The organism is Roseateles sp., from assembly GCF_047654805.1.
In the GTDB taxonomy this organism is placed as follows: domain Bacteria; phylum Pseudomonadota; class Gammaproteobacteria; order Burkholderiales; family Burkholderiaceae_C; genus Pelomonas.
The window spans coordinates 3,906,830-3,923,028 of sequence record NZ_JASGIV010000001.1 but is presented as its reverse complement, the minus strand read 5'-3'; the positions used below and the strand labels follow the sequence as shown (position 1 = coordinate 3,923,028).

At 65.9% G+C, this 16,199-nt stretch carries 14 protein-coding genes; 8 read left to right on the top strand and 6 right to left on the bottom strand.

The features are described from left to right. Nucleotides 1-6 precede the first annotated feature (6 nt). Nucleotides 7-393: a hypothetical protein gene (locus QM732_RS17855; protein WP_415657443.1), complete on the top strand. Its 387-nt coding sequence runs from the start codon at nucleotides 7-9 to the stop codon at nucleotides 391-393. A 12-nt stretch (nucleotides 394-405) separates the two neighbouring features. Here QM732_RS17855 and ffh read toward each other — a convergent pair whose 3' ends face one another. Then, nucleotides 406-1,785 carry a signal recognition particle protein gene (gene ffh, locus QM732_RS17850; RefSeq protein ID WP_415657442.1) on the bottom strand — a complete coding sequence of 460 codons (1,380 nt, stop codon included), beginning with the start codon at nucleotides 1,783-1,785 and terminating at the stop codon, nucleotides 406-408. A 55-nt stretch (nucleotides 1,786-1,840) separates the two neighbouring features. On the opposite strand from ffh, the gene QM732_RS17845 reads away from it, so the two are divergent. From QM732_RS17845 to QM732_RS17815, 7 genes are all read left to right on the top strand, one after another. Beyond that, entirely contained in the window at nucleotides 1,841-2,728 is an 888-nt protein-coding gene (locus QM732_RS17845) for an inner membrane protein YpjD (protein ID WP_415657441.1), read from the top strand. Further along, a complete protein-coding gene (locus tag QM732_RS17840; RefSeq protein WP_415657440.1) occupies nucleotides 2,725-2,967 on the top strand; it encodes a PP0621 family protein in 243 nt (80 codons plus the stop codon). The genes QM732_RS17845 and QM732_RS17840 overlap by 4 nt, the downstream gene beginning before the upstream one ends. Nucleotides 2,968-2,969: 2 nt before the next feature. Further along, nucleotides 2,970-4,637: a sensor histidine kinase gene (locus QM732_RS17835; RefSeq protein WP_415659408.1), complete on the top strand. Its 1,668-nt coding sequence runs from the start codon at nucleotides 2,970-2,972 to the stop codon at nucleotides 4,635-4,637. Then, on the top strand, nucleotides 4,634-6,082 hold the full coding sequence (locus QM732_RS17830; RefSeq protein ID WP_415657439.1) for a sigma-54-dependent transcriptional regulator: 1,449 nt from the start codon (nucleotides 4,634-4,636) through the stop codon (nucleotides 6,080-6,082). The genes QM732_RS17835 and QM732_RS17830 overlap by 4 nt, the downstream gene beginning before the upstream one ends. A 636-nt stretch (nucleotides 6,083-6,718) precedes the next feature. Next, nucleotides 6,719-9,640 (top strand): ribonucleoside-diphosphate reductase subunit alpha, encoded by a 2,922-nt coding sequence (locus QM732_RS17825; protein ID WP_415657438.1) that lies wholly within the window; start codon nucleotides 6,719-6,721, stop codon nucleotides 9,638-9,640. Nucleotides 9,641-9,797: 157 nt separating this feature from the next. Then, nucleotides 9,798-10,958 (top strand): ribonucleotide-diphosphate reductase subunit beta, encoded by a 1,161-nt coding sequence (locus QM732_RS17820; protein WP_415657437.1) that lies wholly within the window; start codon nucleotides 9,798-9,800, stop codon nucleotides 10,956-10,958. A gap of 209 nt (nucleotides 10,959-11,167) precedes the next feature. Then, a complete protein-coding gene (locus QM732_RS17815; protein WP_415657436.1) occupies nucleotides 11,168-11,803 on the top strand; it encodes a histone in 636 nt (211 codons plus the stop codon). A 174-nt stretch (nucleotides 11,804-11,977) separates the two neighbouring features. On the opposite strand, the gene QM732_RS17810 is transcribed toward QM732_RS17815, so the two are convergent. The 5 genes from QM732_RS17810 to aroQ are packed head-to-tail and all read right to left on the bottom strand — an operon-like array spanning nucleotide 11,978 to nucleotide 16,159. Further along, the gene (locus QM732_RS17810; RefSeq protein WP_415657435.1) at nucleotides 11,978-12,928 is read right to left on the bottom strand and encodes a zinc-ribbon and DUF3426 domain-containing protein; all 951 of its coding nucleotides are present in this window, start codon (nucleotides 12,926-12,928) and stop codon (nucleotides 11,978-11,980) included. Beyond that, nucleotides 12,925-13,812: a 50S ribosomal protein L11 methyltransferase gene (prmA, locus tag QM732_RS17805; protein ID WP_415659407.1), complete on the bottom strand. Its 888-nt coding sequence runs from the start codon at nucleotides 13,810-13,812 to the stop codon at nucleotides 12,925-12,927. The genes QM732_RS17810 and prmA overlap by 4 nt, the downstream gene beginning before the upstream one ends. A gap of 8 nt (nucleotides 13,813-13,820) precedes the next feature. Beyond that, complete coding sequence (accC, locus tag QM732_RS17800; RefSeq protein WP_415657434.1) at nucleotides 13,821-15,170, bottom strand: acetyl-CoA carboxylase biotin carboxylase subunit; 1,350 nt, start codon at nucleotides 15,168-15,170, stop codon at nucleotides 13,821-13,823. 9 nt (nucleotides 15,171-15,179) lie between these two features. Further along, nucleotides 15,180-15,653 (bottom strand): acetyl-CoA carboxylase biotin carboxyl carrier protein, encoded by a 474-nt coding sequence (gene accB / locus QM732_RS17795; RefSeq protein ID WP_415657433.1) that lies wholly within the window; start codon nucleotides 15,651-15,653, stop codon nucleotides 15,180-15,182. Nucleotides 15,654-15,712: 59 nt separating this feature from the next. Further along, on the bottom strand, nucleotides 15,713-16,159 hold the full coding sequence (aroQ, locus tag QM732_RS17790; protein ID WP_415657432.1) for a type II 3-dehydroquinate dehydratase: 447 nt from the start codon (nucleotides 16,157-16,159) through the stop codon (nucleotides 15,713-15,715). Nucleotides 16,160-16,199 lie beyond the last annotated feature (40 nt).

The following is a 16,199-nucleotide window of genomic DNA, read 5'->3' as shown; positions in this document are numbered from 1 at the left end:
GCCGGAATGCTGATCCGCCGCATCCTGCTCGCAGCCGCGATGGTGGCCGGCGCCTTCAGTGGGCCGATGGCGCTGGCCTCGGCGGCCTCCAGCCAGCCGCCGACGACCTGGGGCGAGCTGGCCTTCATGGCTTTGGGCGCGCTGGTGGGCCTGCCATTGGTGCTGGGCCTGCAGGCCATGCAGGGCAACTTCAACGCCTTGCGTCTGGGTTGGACGCTATTTCTATACGTGGCTGCCTATTGCCTGACCGCCGGGATTGCGGCACTGGTTGTCGCGGCGCGCGGCCCGGGCGTGGCGCCGCATGCGTTCATGTTCCTGCTACTGGGTGCCGCGATGCTCGGTGGCCTGGCCCTGGTACGCATCGTCTTCAGGCGCCGCTTTACGGTTCACTAGGCGGCGCAGGGTTTACATCCCCGGCAGGCCCTTCATGCCGCCCATGCGCTTCATCATCTTCATCAGGCCGCCGCCCTTCATCTTCTTCATCATCCCCTGCATCTGGTCGAACTGATTCAGCAGGCGGTTGACGTCCTGGATCTGTACGCCCGCGCCGGCGGCGATGCGGCGCTTGCGGCTGGCCTTGCTCTTGCCGTCCATCAGCAGAGAGGGATGGGCGCGCTCCTTGGCGGTCATCGCACGCAGGATGCCTTCCATGCGCTTCATGTCGCGCTCAGCGCGGTCCATGTCGGCCTGGCCGGGCTGCTTGTTGCCCATCATGTTCTGCGGCAGCTTGTCCATCAGGCCGCCGAGCCCCCCCATCTTCTTCATCTGCGCGATCTGCTGCAGGAAGTCATTCAGGTCGAAGCCGCTGCCGCTCTTGAGCTTCTCGGCCATGGCCTGGGCCGAGGCCAGGTCCACGCTCTGTGTGACTTGTTCGACCAGCGCCACGATGTCGCCCATGCCAAGCACCCGACCGGCGTGCCGCTCGGCATCGAACACCTCCAGCCCGTCGATCTTCTCGGACACGCCAGCGAACTTGATAGGTGCGCCGGTGACCTGCCGTACCGACAGTGCTGCACCGCCGCGGGAGTCGCCGTCCAGCTTGGTGAGGATCACGCCCGTTAGCGGCAGAGCTTCCTTGAATGCCTTGGCGGTGTTGACCGCATCCTGGCCTTGCATGGCGTCGACTACGAACAGCGTCTCGACCGGGTTCAGGGTTGCGTGCAGCTCCTTGATCTCGGCCATCAGCGCTTCGTCGATGGCCAGGCGGCCGGCCGTGTCGACCAGGAGTACGTCGAAGTAATGGCGACGCGCATAGTCCAGTGCGGCCAGAGCGATGTCGCGTGGCTTCTGGTCGGGCGTGGACTCGAACCATTCGGCGCCGGCCTGGCGTGTGACGGTCTTCAGCTGCTCAATGGCGGCGGGGCGGTAGACGTCGGCAGAGACCGTCAGCACCTTCTTCTTGCGCTTTTCGATCAGGTGCTTGGCCAGCTTGGCCGTCGTGGTTGTCTTGCCGGCACCTTGCAGGCCGGCCATCAAGATCACGGCGGGAGGCTGGGCGGCCAGGTTGATGTCGGCCACGCCTTCACCCATGGTCGCGGCGAGCTCCTTGTGCACGACCGAGACCAGCACCTGGCCTGGGTTCAGCGAGCCGACCACCTCCTGGCCCAGCGCCTTCTCCTTGACCCGCGCGATGAAGTCGCGGACCACGGGCAGCGCCACGTCTGCCTCTAGCAGGGCCATGCGCACCTCGCGCAGCATGTCCTGCACATTGCTCTCGGTGATGCGGGCCTGGCCGCGCATCGTCTTCACGAGGCGACTCAGGCGGTCGGTGAGGTTGGAAGCCATGGATGGGGAAGGGCCGGTCCCGCAGAACGGCGGAGGCCAAAAGTACACTGCAGCCATGAGTTTATCGCCCGCCCTTCTCGCCGATGCCGGAGGTGCCGCCGCCACCAGTGCCAATGCGGCCGGGTCAGGCCCAGCGCTGGCGGTGGCCAGTGCCCTGGCATTGCTGGGCTATGTTTGGGTGGGGCTGCTGCGCGCCCGCGCCGCGGAGGGCGAGGTTGTCGCGCGGCGCCCGCTGCGCTCAGTACCGCCTATGGCCCTGGCCTGGACGGCGCAGTTCGCCGCGCTTTTCATCGATATCAGCGGCTATGGCCTGGAGACACGCGGCGCGCGCTTCGGATTCGCGCCAGCACTGTCGATGACGATCTGGCTGGTGCTGACCGTCTATCTGATCGAGAGCCGTTTCCTGCCACTGCACAGCGTGCGCCGCGTGCTGGCATGGCTGGCCGCGGCGGCGGTGCTGCTTGCCTGGGGCTTTCCCGGCGAGAGCCGGCCACTGGCGGCATCGCCCTGGGCACCACTTCACTGGGTGCTGGGGCTGGCGTCCTACGGGCTGTTCGGCGTGGCCGTGCTGCATGCATCGCTGATGAACCGGGCCGAGGCACGGCTGCGCCAGAAGCACGCTGCGCCTGGTGGATTGCCGCTGCTGCAGTTGGAGCGGCTGACATTCCAGTTTGTTGCCGCCGGTGTTGGCGTGCTGTCGCTGGCCATCTTCCTGGGCTGGTGGTTCACGCCGACTTGGCACTGGGACCACAAGAACCTGCTTGCCGTGCTGGGGTGGCTGGTGCTGACCGGCCTGCTCGTCGGCCGGCGCATCTATGGCTGGCGCGGCCGGCGGGCCACGCGCTGGCTCTATGCCGGTGCGGCGTTGCTGCTGCTGTCCTACGCCGGCTCGCGCTTCGTGCTTGAGGTCATCCTGCAGCGCGCCAATGGGGGAGGCGCATGAAGTATCTGCTGCTGCTCCTGCTGCTGGGAGGCCTCTTCTTCGTGCTGGGCGCCAGGCGCGCGCGGCCGCGTGAGCCCGAATCGCGTACGCCGCCACCGCCGTCGGCGGCACCGAAGGCGATGCTGCGCTGCGCCGAATGCGGTGTGCACCTGCCTGCAGATGATGCGCTGCCGGGCAAGGGCGGAGTGTTCTGCAGCGCCGCGCACCGGGCCAGCTTCGAAGCCCGGGACCAGGCTTGAGCGTGGGCGGCCTGGCTGGCGAGGGCGGCTGGTTCGTCGAGTCTGCGCCGGCCGAGCCGGCCGAGAGCAGCGCCAGCTTCAGGCGCCTATATCGTGCCTTCGTCGCGGCGCGCGCGGCGCTGGGCCTGGCCTTGATCGCCGCGCAGTTGATCGCGGCGGCATTGGGTACGTCGCCCGCTGCCTCGACGTTGGCCCTGAGCGCGTCGTACGCCGTTGCTGCGGTGGTGCTATGGCTGCTGCCTCAGTTGCAGCGCGGCGCGACGGCGCGCAGCCTGGCCCGCATCAGCAGCCCACACTGGTGGAGTGCCATCGGCATCGACTTGATCCTGTTCGGAGCGCTGCATGCGCTGGATTCGAGCGGGGTGAACTACGGCGTGCTCTTTGTGATGCCGGTGCTGATGGCGGCGGTGCTGAGCCCGCGCCTTCTGGCGCTGGCGACTGCGGCGATGGCGACGCTGGGGCTGTTGGGCGCGGCGGCGTGGTCGGTGCTGTCGGGCGCGGACGTCGGCTTGAAGACGACACAGGCGGGGCTGGTGGGCAGCGGCTTGTTCGCCGTCAGCCTGCTCGCCGGTGAACTGAGCGCGCGCCTGGCCCGCGAGGAAAAGGCCGCGCGTGGCAGCCTGGCGCTGGCGCGCCAGCAGGAGCTGCTGAACCGGCTGGTCATCGACGAGATGCAGGAGGGGGTGCTGGTCGTTGATCGGCGCGGCCGAGTGCGGGCGATGAACCCGGCGTCGCGTGCGCTGCTCGGAGCGGCCAGCGGCGAGCTGAGCTGGCAACTGCGTGGCCGTGCAGACTGGCAACCGCTGGTGCAGGCGCTGGAGAGCGCATATGCAGGAAGCACGGGCAGGGCGGGGACGGAGCTCGACGTGGCGCTTCCGCTGGACAGTGGCGCCAGCCGCAGTCTGCGGCTGCGCCTGCGTTTCACGCGTCAACGCGAGGGTAGCGAGGAGTTGTGCGTGCTGTTCGTCGAGGACAACCGTGAGCTGTTGGCCCGCACCCGCCAGGAGAAGCTGGCCGCGATGGGGCGCGTGTCGGCCGGCATCGCGCACGAGATCCGCAATCCGCTCGCGGCCATCGCGCAGGCGAATGCGCTGATCGCCGAGGATGTGGCCGGCATGCGAGCCGAGCAGCTGACGCGCATGGTGGCGTCCAACGTGCAAAGGCTCAAGCGTCTCGTCGATGACGTTGGCGAGCTTGCGCCAAGCGTGCAGCCGGCGACACTGAGTCTTGACGTCAGCGCGCTGGTGCAGGAGACCTGCGAGGACTGGGCCAAGGTCAACGGCGTGGCGTCCGGCGCGCAGGGCCGGTTCCAGCTCCGTGTCGCGGCGCCGGGGCTGAAGGGGCAGTTCGACGCCGAGCATCTGCGCCGCGTGCTCGTCAACCTGCTGGACAACGCGCATCGCCATGCCGATCCGGTTCCGGGCGCGATCCGGGTCACGCTGGAACGCCTGGGCGCCGGGCTGGAACTCGTCGTGGGCAGCACCGGTGCGCCGGTGCCGATGGAGATCGAGCGACATCTCTTCGAACCCTTCTTCTCGACACGCAGCCGCGGCTCGGGCCTGGGCCTCTATATTTGCCGCGAGCTTTGCGAGCGCCACGGCGCGCGCATCGAGTACCGCCGCGCTGCCGAGGCGGCGGCCAACGAGTTCAGCGTCCTATTTCGCACATGAATAACGCCACTCCTTCGCGCCTGCTGGTCGTCGACGATGAACCTGACCTGCGCACACTCTACGAGCTGACGCTGCTCCGCGAAGGCTATGAGATCGATAGTGCCGGCACGGTCGCGGAGGCGCTCGCGCATCTGCGTGATGCCACCTACAGTGCAGTCATTACGGACATGAAGCTGCCCGATGGCTCGGGCCTGGAACTGCTGCGCTGGCTGGAGCAGGCGGGCCGTCCAGAGAAGGCCATCGTCATCACGGCATTCGGCTCGGCCGAGAACGCGGTGGAGGCACTCAAGGCTGGTGCCTATGACTACCTGACCAAGCCCGTCGACCTGCGCCAGTTCCGCCTCGTCGTCGGCTCGGCGCTTGGGCGCGTGGCACCCGAGCCGGCGCCGGCTGCCGAGGAGAAGCGGGCGGCGGCGCCAGCCTCTGCACTGCGCCTGGTGGGCGAGTCGCCGGCCATGCAGGCGGTGCGCTCGCTGATCGCCAAGGTCGGACGCAGCATGGCGCCGGTGCTGGTGCAGGGCGAGTCGGGCACCGGCAAGGAGTTGGTCGCGCGCGCCATTCACGACCACGGCGCTCGTGCTGGACAACGCTTCATCGCCGTCAACTGCGGCGCCATCCCCGAGAACCTGCTGGAGGCAGAGTTCTTTGGCTATCGCAAAGGCGCTTTCACCGGCGCGAACGAGGACCGCGAGGGCTTCTTCCAGGCGGCCGACGGTGGCACGCTCTTCCTCGACGAGATTGGCGACCTGCCGCTGGCCATGCAGAGCAAGCTGTTGCGCGTGATCCAGGAGCGTTCGGTGCGACCGGTTGGCGCGACGGCCGAGAGCCCGGTGAATGTGCGCATCCTGAGTGCAACGCACAAGGACCTGGCGGCCGAAGTGGCGGCCGGCCGTTTCCGGCAGGACTTGTTCTACCGCCTGAACGTCATTCAGATCCGTGTGCCGCCGCTGCGCGAGCGGCTGGAGGACCTGGGGCTGATTGGCGCGCGGGTGCTGGCGCGCATTGCTCAGGACGCGGGCGTGTCGCCCACGCCACGGCTGACTGCGGCGGCGCTGCAGACGCTGTCGCGCTACGCCTTCCCCGGCAACGTGCGCGAACTGGAGAACCTGCTGCATCGCGCTTTGGCACTGGCAGGCGGCGAGTGGATCGATACGGACGACCTTGGGCTGCCCGAAACGCTGCTGGATGAAGACCGGAGCGAGTCGCAGTTCGCCGCACTGGAGGCGCCGCTGATCGTCGAGCCAGGGGGCGAGGGGCTGGTGTTGCAGGAAGAGCTTCCCAATGATCTGGCGCGCTATCTCGACGAGGTCGAGCGAAACATCTTGCTGCGTGCACTGGAGTTGCACCGCTTCAACCGCACCGCGGCGGCGGCCAGCCTCGGGCTGTCGCTGCGCCAGATCCGCTACCGCATGGCGCGGCTGGCCATTTCGGCGGGCGATAGCTGAAACACAGGAGCCGTCCCGCCTCCCGGCCCCGGGGGCGGGCGGGGCTGGCATCGTGGAACGGCATCGATCGGGCTTGCCGTTGCGTGCAGCAAGCAGCCCCCTGCAAAAGCCACCAAGGCCGCAAGGGCTACTCACGATTCGACACATGACAGGCCCTCGGGATTTGCCCTGCTTGAATCCAGTCCATCCAGTGCTTTGGCTGCTGGCTCCACCTTGAAAACCCAGTATTGGCGCGGCCTCGCGTCCCGCGGCGCCCCGCCAGCCCAATGGTGATGCGGGTCGTGCGCTTCGTGCCCCGATCTGATCGGACAAAGGCGGGTGTATCTGGTTTCTCGGGACAGATTCCGGCCAGGGTTTGACACTAGGGGTAGTGCTTGAGGGGGCTGCGAGCCATAGATATAGTGTTCCCTCGTGATATCCTGCTGACCCAGTCGATCCCATGACCACCCCCTCGGATTCGCTGTTCGCCGTGGCCTGGCCGCGGCGGCATTGCGCCCGAGGAACCAGCCGGAATGCCGGCCTGGCAACGGAGCGGCAGGGACGAAACACCCCCACTGAAGCAACGCATGATGCGCCGCCCCACCTCCGGGTTGCTGCTGCGCATTTGCCCGTCATTTCTCGATAAAGGATCCCCTCATGCTGCATGAAGCCGCCACGGGCCAGGCCGCCGCCTCGCTCACTCCGCTCTCCTCGGCATCCCCGGTCGCGTTTGGATCCGACGCGCAAGCCCCCAGCGCTCCCGCGCTGACGACCTACCATGCTTACCAGATCATTCGCCGCAACGGTGCCGTGGTCTCGTTCGAGCCCAGCAAGATCGCCGTCGCGTTGATGAAGGCGTTCCTGGCTGTGCACGGCACCAGCGGCGCGGCTTCGGCCAGCGTGCGAGAGACGGTGGAGCAACTGACGCAGAACGTTGTGCGCGCGCTGCTGCGTTCGCGCCCGAGTGGTGGAACCTTCCATATCGAGGACGTACAGGACCAGGTCGAACTGGGTCTGATGCGCAGCGGCCACCACGAGGTGGCGCGCGCCTATGTGCTGTACCGCGAGCGCCGCGCGCAGGAGCGCGCCGCGCAGGGCGAAGCTGCCCGTGCCGCAGAGCCGTCCCTGATGGTGGTGGATGGCGGCGAGCGCCGTCCGTTGGATCTGGGCGCTCTGAAATCGCTGATTGCCTCCGCCTGCGAGAACCTCGGCGCCGACGTAGCACCAGAGCCCGTGCTGGCCGAGACACAGCGAAACCTGTATGACGGCGTCGCCATCGACGAGGTCTACAAGGCAGCCATTCTGGCCGCGCGCACGCTGATCGAGAAGGATCCGGGCTATAGCCGCGCCACTGCCCGGCTGCTGCTGCACACCATCCGTCGCGAGATCGTTGGTGGCGAGGTCACGCAGGCCGAGATGCAGGCGCGTTACGCCGACTACTTCCCCGGCTATATCAAGAAGGGCATCCAGGCCGAGTTGCTGGACGAGAAGCTCGGCCAGTACGACCTGGCCAGGCTGGGTGCCGCGCTGAAGGCCGATCGCGACCTGCAGTTCGACTATCTGGGTCTGCAGACGCTGTATGACCGCTACTTCCTGCATGTGGAGGATGTGCGCATCGAGATGCCGCAGGCCTTCTTCATGCGCGTGGCCATGGGCCTGGCGCTGAACGAAATTGACCGCGAAGCCCGTGCCATCGAGTTCTACGAGGTGCTGTCCAGCTTTGACTTCATGTCCAGCACGCCGACGCTGTTCAACAGCGGCACGCGCCGCTCGCAGCTGTCGAGTTGCTACCTGACCACCGTCAGCGACGACCTCGACGGCATCTATGAGGCGCTGAAGGAGAACGCGCTCCTGTCAAAGTTCGCCGGCGGCCTGGGCAATGACTGGACTCCCGTGCGCGCGCTGGGCTCGCACATCAAGGGCACCAACGGCAAGTCGCAGGGCGTCGTGCCCTTCCTGAAGGTGGTGAACGACACGGCCGTGGCCGTGAACCAGGGTGGCAAGCGCAAAGGCGCCGTCTGTGCCTACTTGGAAACCTGGCACTTGGACATCGAAGAGTTCCTGGACCTGCGCAAGAACACCGGCGACGACCGCCGTCGTACGCACGACATGAACACGGCGAACTGGATCCCCGACCTGTTCATGCGGCGTGTCATCGAGGGTGGCGACTGGACGCTGTTCAGCCCGTCCACCTGCCCGGACCTGCACGACAAGTTCGGTAAGGCCTTCGAAGAGGCGTATGTCGGCTACGAGAGCAAGGTTGATCGCGGCGAGCTCAAGCTCTTCAAGCGCATGCCCGCAAAGGACCTGTGGCGCAAGATGCTGTCCATGCTGTTCGAGACGGGGCATCCCTGGATCACGTTCAAGGACGCCTGCAACGTGCGTAGCCCGCAGCAGCATGTCGGCGTCGTGCACTCGTCCAACCTGTGCACCGAGATCACGCTGAACACCAACGACAGCGAGATTGCTGTCTGCAACCTCGGCTCCGTCAACCTGGCCCAGCATCTGAAGGATGGTCAGATCGACCAGGTCAAGCTGAAGAAGACGGTGCGTACGGCGATGCGCATGCTCGACAACGTCATCGACATCAACTATTACGCCGTCAAGAAGGCGCGCGACTCCAACTTGCGCCACCGCCCGGTGGGTCTGGGCATCATGGGTTTCCAGGATGCGCTGTACGCGCTGCGCACGCCCTACGCGTCGCAGGCCGCCGTGGAGTTCGCCGACCGTTCGATGGAGGCCGTGTGCTACCACGCCTATTGGGCCTCGACCGAGCTGGCCGAGGAGCGCGGCCGCTATTCCTCCTACAAAGGCTCCCTGTGGGATCGCGGCATCCTGCCGATTGACTCGCTAGACCTGCTCGCCGACGCCCGCGGCGGCTACGTCGACGTGGACCGCTCGACCTCCATGGACTGGGACGCGCTGCGCGGTCGCATCGCCACGTACGGCATGCGCAACAGCAACTGCGTGGCCATCGCGCCGACGGCCACTATCTCCAACATCATCGGCGTGGACGCGTCCATCGAGCCCTGCTTCGGCAACCTGTCGGTGAAGTCCAACCTGTCCGGCGAGTTCACCGTGATCAATGAGTCGCTGGTGCGCGACCTGAAGTCGCTGGGGCTGTGGGACGACGTGATGGTCATGGACCTCAAGCACTTCGACGGTTCGCTGCGCCGTATCGACCGCGTGCCGGAGGACATCAAGGCGCTGTACGCCACGGCCTTCGAAGTCGACACCGTGTGGCTGATCGAAGCCGGTGCGCGCCGCCAGAAGTGGATCGACCAGGCGCAGAGCCTGAACATCTACATGGCTGGCGCCTCGGGCAAGAAGCTGGACGAGACGTACAAGCTTGCGTGGCAGCGCGGTCTGAAGACGACCTACTACCTGCGCACCATCAGCGCGACGCAGGCCGAGAAGAGCACGGTCACTCGCTCGGGCCAGCTCAACGCGGTGTCGTCGGGTGCTGCGCCGGTGGCTGCCGCGGCAGCCGCGCCGGTCGCTGTCGTCGAGTCCGAGTTGCCGGCGACGGACATGAAGTTCTGCGCCATCGACGACCCTGGTTGCGAGGCTTGCCAGTAATGGAAGCAGCGGCACCAACTTGTATAGACAAGTTGGTGCCGCGTGTTTTCGATGTCCTCGCGCAACAAAGATTGCGCGAATGATGCAAATAGCAGTTGCTGGTTCTTGTTGATTTGCTACAGCACTGCCGATAATTCGAAGCGATAGGAAGCACACCATGCTGGATTGGGACGAAGACCTGAAGTCCACTGACAACCCCACCGCGAAACCTCTCGCGGCCACACCTTCGGCGACGCAGTCGCGCGAAGCTGCCAGCGTCTCGATGCCTGCTCCCCAGCTGTCTGGCGAAGCTACCACCGCGCGTCGCGTGAAGGCTGCCGACAAGCGCATCATCAACGGCCAGACCGACGTCAACCAGCTGGTGCCGTTCAAGTACAAGTGGGCCTGGGAGAAGTACCTCGCCACCTGCGCCAATCACTGGATGCCGCAGGAAGTGAACATGAGCCGCGACATCGCGCTCTGGAAGGATCCCAACGGCCTGAGCGAGGACGAGCGCCGCATCATCAAGCGCAACCTCGGCTTCTTCGTCACTGCCGATTCGCTGGCCGCCAACAACATCGTGTTGGGCACCTACCGCCACATCACGGCGCCGGAGTGCCGCCAGTTCCTGCTGCGCCAGGCGTTTGAAGAAGCCATCCATACGCACGCGTACCAGTACATTGTGGAATCGCTGGGTCTCGACGAGAGCGAGATCTTCAATGCCTACAACGAAGTCCAGTCCATCCGCGACAAGGATGAGTTTCTGATCCCGTTCATCGACGCGATCATGAACCCGGACTTCAAGACTGGCACGCCTGAAACCGACCAGACGCTGCTGAAGTCGTTGATCGTCTTCGCCTGCCTGATGGAAGGCCTGTTCTTCTACGTTGGCTTCACGCAGATCCTGGCGATGGGCCGCCAGAACAAAATGACCGGGGCTGCTGAGCAGTACCAGTACATCCTGCGCGACGAGTCGATGCACTGCAATTTCGGCATCGACCTGATCAACCAGATCAAGCTTGAGAATCCGCACCTGTGGACTGCAGAGTTCAAGGCGGAGATCAAGGCGCTGTTCCTGAAGGCCGTCGAACTGGAATATCGCTATGCCGAGGACACCATGCCGCGCGGCGTGCTGGGCCTCAACGCCTCGATGTTCAAGGGCTATCTGCGCTTCATCGCCAACCGCCGTGCGGTGCAGATCGGCCTCGAAGCCCTGTTCCCCAACGAAGAAAATCCCTTCCCGTGGATGTCCGAGATGATCGACTTGAAGAAGGAACGCAACTTCTTCGAGACCCGTGTCATCGAGTACCAGTCGGGTGGGGCACTGAGCTGGGATTGACCCCCCAGCCTTAACAAGATCAAGACCTGGCCAATGCAGTTACCGAGCGAAACCCGCTTCAACACCCTCGAGGTGGCGGGGCTGCATGGCGATCCCATTCACCGTACCGAGGCGTTCCTCCTGAGCGACTCTCGGACGGTGAATAGCCGTATCCACGCGGACCGGTCCGTGTGGGGCGGTGACTTTTCCACTTGATCAAGGAGAAAACCATGGCAACTGCAAAGACCCCGGCCAAGGCCGCACCGAAGAAGGCTGCCGCCAAGAAGGCCGCTCCGGCCAAGAAGGCGGCTCCGGCTAAGAAGGCGGCTCCGGCCAAGAAGGCCGCTCCGGCCAAGAAGGCCGCTCCGGCCAAGAAGGCCGCTCCGGCCAAGAAGGCCGCTCCGGCCAAGAAGGCCGCTCCGGCCAAGAAGGCCGCTCCGGCCAAGAAGGCCGCTCCGGCCAAGAAGGCAGCTCCGGCTAAGAAGGCGGCTCCGGCCAAGAAGGCCGCTCCGGCCAAGAAGGCCGCTCCGGCCAAGAAGGCCGCTCCGGCCAAGAAGGCCACTCCGGCCAAGAAGGCTGCGCCCGCCAAGAAGGCCGCTCCGGCCAAGAAGGCTGCTGCGCCTAAGAAGGCTGCTGCGCCTAAGAAGGCTGCTGCCAAGCCTGCTGCGAAGAAGGCTGCTGCGCCCAAGAAGGCCGCTGCCAAGCCTGCTGCGAAGAAGGCCGCTGCGCCCAAGAAGGCTGCTGCGAAGCCCGCCGCTGCCGCAAAGCCTGCCGCTGCTGCGAAGCCCGCCGCTGCCGCTCCGGCTGCCAAGACGGCACTGAGCCCGCAAGCTGCCTGGCCCTTCCCGACCGGCAACAAGCCCTAATCAGGCGATCTTCTGACCCGCTGACCGGGCGGTCCTCCGCCCGGCCCGTGACGCCAGACCACCCGGCCCGAGCTTTCGGTGCCGGGTTTTTTTTGTCTGGAGGGGCCGTCGCGAATCCCCGCGACCTGGCTTGGTCACGCCCCTTGAAGTCTCAGGACTCCACGCGGTTCCGTCTCAGGGATAAAAGATGTTGACGCTGTAGCCGCTGATGCGCTGGCCACCGGTGCTGAAGACCAGGCTCAGGGCCTGCTCCGACTCGGCATTGATCTGTGTGAGCGCCGGGCTCATGGCTTCAGGGCCGAGCACGCGGCGCGCGAGCGGGGCGCCGTTGGTGTCGGTCAGGCTCAGCTCGATGGAGGGGGCTGCGACGTCCACGCCGGTCTTGTTGCGCAGCGCCAGATTGAGCTTGTAGCCGCCACTGCCGATGGGATTCAGCGAGGTGGAGTCGATGCTCAAGGCCTCGATGCGCTTCCAAGGCTTGATCTCGCAACCCGCGATACCGCATAAGGTGCTGAGCGGTTCGCGCAGCGGTGGATACAGGGCTGCGAGCGCATGGCGGAAGTGCAGCGCGACCTGCAGGGCAAGCAGCACGACTAGCAGCAGCGACACGCCAAGCAAAGCCAGGCGGATGCCGGGCCGGCTCCAGCGCGCGCTGCTTTCGGCACGGCGCATGAACTCCGGCACTACGGGCTCTGGTGCGAGTGCTGGCTCGGCCGCCGTGATTGGGGCTGCCTCGGGAACATGGGTGGGCGGAAACACCGCCGCGCTCTGCTCCTCATCGACCCATCGCGGTTCGTGCCGTGCAATGTCCGGCGACGGCCAGCCTGTGGGCAAAGCCTCTGCGTGCGGTTCGGGCTCGGGCGGTGGCATCCAGGGCTGCGACGGCTCGAAGGCTGGGGCCGGAGGAGGAGGCGGTGGGGAGGACGGAGGAGTTTCGGGCTCGTCCGTCGCGAATTGTGAGGGCCACGGCGGAGGTGCGTCGCGTTCGATGTCGAACAACAGTTCGCGGGCGTCGAAGATCTCGGCACAGCGACCGCAGCGCACCCAGCCATCGGAGACGCGCAGCTGGTCCTCGACGATCCGGAAGATCGTGCCGCAGGCGGTGCAGCGCGTTGCGAGGCTCATGCTGGGCGTTTGGCCGTCATCAGGATCCAGCCGTCCTCTTCGTCGCCGACATCGAGCGTCAGCCACGGTGCATAGGCAGCCTTCAGCTCATCGGCTTGGCGGCTGAGGATGCCGGCGAGGATCAGGTGGCCGCCCGGCGAGACATGGGCGCAGAGCAGCGGCGCGAGCAGCTTCAGCGGCGTGGCCAGGATGTTGGCGATGACCAGCGGATACTGGCCCCGGGCCAGCTCGGGCAGGCCGGGGTTCAGCGTGACGCCATTGGCCGTCGCGTTGTCGCGCGACGAGGTAATGGCTGCAGGGTCGATGTCCACCGCATCGATATCGTGGGCGCCGTGCAGGGCCGCGCCGATGGCAAGAATGCCAGAGCCGCAGCCGTAGTCCAGCACACGCGGCCAGGCTTGCGCGTGCATGGCGATCCAGCGTAGGCACATGCGCGTCGTCGGATGCGTGCCCGTACCGAAGGCCAGGCCCGGATCGAGTCGCATGACGCGCTGCGCCTGCGGCGGCGCCTCATGCCAGCTCGGCACGATCCAGAACTCGGGCGTGATCTCGACGGGGGCGAACTGGCTCTGTGTCAGCCGTACCCAGTCCTGCTCGGGCACGGCCTGGATAGCCTGTATGTGCACGTCGGCCGCCCAGTCTTGGGCCAGGATCAGCGTCGCCGCCTCGGTGGCCTCGGGCTCGGTGGGAAAGAGGGCCTTGACGACCGAGCGTTCCCAGCCGGCCTTGGGCGCTGGCATGCCGGGCTCGCCAAACAAGGCCTGCTCGGCGGCGGTGTCAGCGTCGGCGTCTTCCACCGACACCGCGAGCGCGTCGATCTCCATCAGCGCATCGCTGACGATCTCGACGTCGGCCTCGCGGCAGACCAGGGCAAGCTCAAACAGGTTGCTCATCAGCGTTTATGGGCGGCCATCCAGCCTTCGAGGTAGTGGATGGAGGTGCCACCTTCGATGAACTTGGCGTCAGCCATCAGTTCGCGGTGCAGCGGGATGTTGGTCTGGATGCCTTCGACCACTGTCTCGCTCAGCGCGATGCGCATGCGGGCCAGCGCCTGCTCGCGGGTGTCGCCGTGGACGATGATCTTGCCGATCATGGAATCGTAGTTGGGCGGCACGAAGTAGTTCGTGTAGGCGTGGGAGTCCACGCGCACGCCGGGGCCGCCGGGGGCGTGCCACATCGTGATGCGGCCAGGCGACGGTGTGAACTTGACTGGGTCTTCCGCGTTGATGCGGCACTCGATGGAGTGGCCCTTGAGTTCGATCTGACGTTGCGTGAACGGCAGCTTCTCGCCGGCGGCGATGCGAATCTGCTGCTGCACGATGTCGATGCCCGTGACCAGCTCGGTGACCGGGTGCTCCACCTGCACACGCGTGTTCATCTCGATGAAATAGAACTCGCCGTTCTCGTACAGGAACTCGAAGGTGCCGGCGCCGCGATAGCCCATCTTCTTGCATGCGGCGGCGCATCGATCTCCCACCTTCTCGATGGTGCGGCGGGGAATCCCGGGAGCAGGTGCCTCCTCGATGATCTTCTGGTGACGGCGCTGCATGGAGCAGTCGCGCTCCCCCAGCCAGACGGCGTTCTTGAAGGTGTCGGCCAGCACCTGGATCTCCACGTGGCGTGGGTTCTCCAGGAACTTCTCCATGTAGACCTCGGGGTTGCCGAAAGCTGCACCTGCCTCGGCGCGCGTCGTTTGCACGGCATGCACGAGTGCGGCCTCTGTGTGCACCACGCGCATGCCCCGACCGCCGCCGCCGCCGGCGGCCTTGATGATGACCGGGTAGCCCACCGAGCGGGCGATCTTGATGATCTCCTTCGGATCCTCGGGAAGGGCGCCTTCTGAGCCGGGCACGCAGGGCACGCCGGCACGAATCATGGCCTGTTTGGCCGAGACCTTGTCGCCCATCATGCGGATGGACTCGGGCGTCGGGCCGATGAAGGTGAAGCCGCTTCGCTCCACGCGCTCGGCAAAGTCGGCGTTCTCGCTGAGGAAGCCGTAGCCGGGGTGGATGGCTTCGGCATCGGTCACCTCGGCGGTGGCGATGATGGCCGGCATGCTGAGATAGCTCTGGGCCGAAGGCGCCGGGCCGATGCAGACGGCCTCATCGGCCAGACGCACATACTTGGCGTCGCGGTCGGCCTCGGAGTAGACGACGACGGACTTGATGCCGAGCTCGCGGCAGGCGCGCTGGATACGCAACGCGATCTCGCCTCGGTTGGCGATAAGAACCTTCTTGAACATCAGAAGTCCTTACTCAATCACGAACAGCGGCTGACCGAACTCGACCGCCTGGCCGTTTTCGCACAGGATCTTGGTGATCGTGCCGGTCTTGTCGGCCTCGATCTCGTTCATGATCTTCATCGCTTCGATGATGCAGATGGCCTCGCCTTCCTTAACTGCCTGGCCTACGTCCGCGAACGGCTTGGCGTTCGGGCTGGAGGCGCGGTAGAAGGTGCCGACCATCGGCGACTTGACGATGTGGCCGGTCTCGACCGGCGCTGCGGCAGCGGGCGCGGCAGCAGCGGCTACCGGTGTGGCGGCCGGCGCTGCGGCGGTGGCGACGGGTGTGACCGGTGCGGCGGCATAGACCGGCTGCACGGCGACGGCGGCGGCCGGGTCGGACTTGACGATGCGGACCTTGCCGTCGGCCTCGGTGATTTCCAGTTCAGAGATGTTGGATTCCGAGACCAGGTCGATCAGGGTTTTGAGCTTGCGCAGGTCCATCGTGGCTCCAGGCTATGTTGTTGTTGTGGGGGGGAAGAAAAAGCGGCGCCAACGCGGGGTCAGGCACCGGCTTCCAACGATTCGAGGGCGTGGCTCAGTGCGAGGCGGTAGCCGTTCGCACCGAGGCCGCAGATGACACCCACCGCCAACTCGCTCACATAGCTGTGATGGCGGAAGGCCTCTCGGCGGTGAATGTTGGACAAATGGACTTCGATGAAAGGCAGGGACACGGCCGCCAGCGCATCGCGGATGGCAACACTGGTATGCGTGTAGGCGGCCGGGTTGATGATGATGAAGCGCGTGCCGTCGCTGCGCGCTGCCTGGATGCGGTCAACCAGAGCGCCTTCGTGGTTGCTCTGGAAGCTGCTCAGCGTGGCGCCGGCATCCGTGGCGATCGTGGCCAGTTCGGCATCGATCTGCGCGAGAGTCTGCGCGCCGTAGACCTCTGGCTCGCGTGTGCCGAGCAGGTTGAGGTTAGGGCCATGCAGGACGAGAACTTGCATCAAACACGCGGCGACTCGCCTGACCTAGGGTCTAGAGAGCCGC

What these genes read in the sequence shown, in the direction of transcription:
- QM732_RS17855 (WP_415657443.1), top strand. Translation starts at nt 7, where the DNA reads ATGCTGATCCGCCGCATCCTGCTCGCAGCCGCGATGGTGGCCGGCGCC.
- ffh (WP_415657442.1), bottom strand. Translation starts at nt 1,785, where the DNA reads ATGGCTTCCAACCTCACCGACCGCCTGAGTCGCCTCGTGAAGACGATG.
- QM732_RS17845 (WP_415657441.1), top strand. Translation starts at nt 1,841, where the DNA reads ATGAGTTTATCGCCCGCCCTTCTCGCCGATGCCGGAGGTGCCGCCGCC.
- QM732_RS17840 (WP_415657440.1), top strand. Translation starts at nt 2,725, where the DNA reads ATGAAGTATCTGCTGCTGCTCCTGCTGCTGGGAGGCCTCTTCTTCGTG.
- QM732_RS17830 (WP_415657439.1), top strand. Translation starts at nt 4,634, where the DNA reads ATGAATAACGCCACTCCTTCGCGCCTGCTGGTCGTCGACGATGAACCT.
- QM732_RS17825 (WP_415657438.1), top strand. Translation starts at nt 6,719, where the DNA reads ATGCTGCATGAAGCCGCCACGGGCCAGGCCGCCGCCTCGCTCACTCCG.
- QM732_RS17820 (WP_415657437.1), top strand. Translation starts at nt 9,798, where the DNA reads ATGCTGGATTGGGACGAAGACCTGAAGTCCACTGACAACCCCACCGCG.
- QM732_RS17815 (WP_415657436.1), top strand. Translation starts at nt 11,168, where the DNA reads ATGGCAACTGCAAAGACCCCGGCCAAGGCCGCACCGAAGAAGGCTGCC.
- QM732_RS17810 (WP_415657435.1), bottom strand. Translation starts at nt 12,928, where the DNA reads ATGAGCCTCGCAACGCGCTGCACCGCCTGCGGCACGATCTTCCGGATC.
- accC (WP_415657434.1), bottom strand. Translation starts at nt 15,170, where the DNA reads ATGTTCAAGAAGGTTCTTATCGCCAACCGAGGCGAGATCGCGTTGCGT.
- accB (WP_415657433.1), bottom strand. Translation starts at nt 15,653, where the DNA reads ATGGACCTGCGCAAGCTCAAAACCCTGATCGACCTGGTCTCGGAATCC.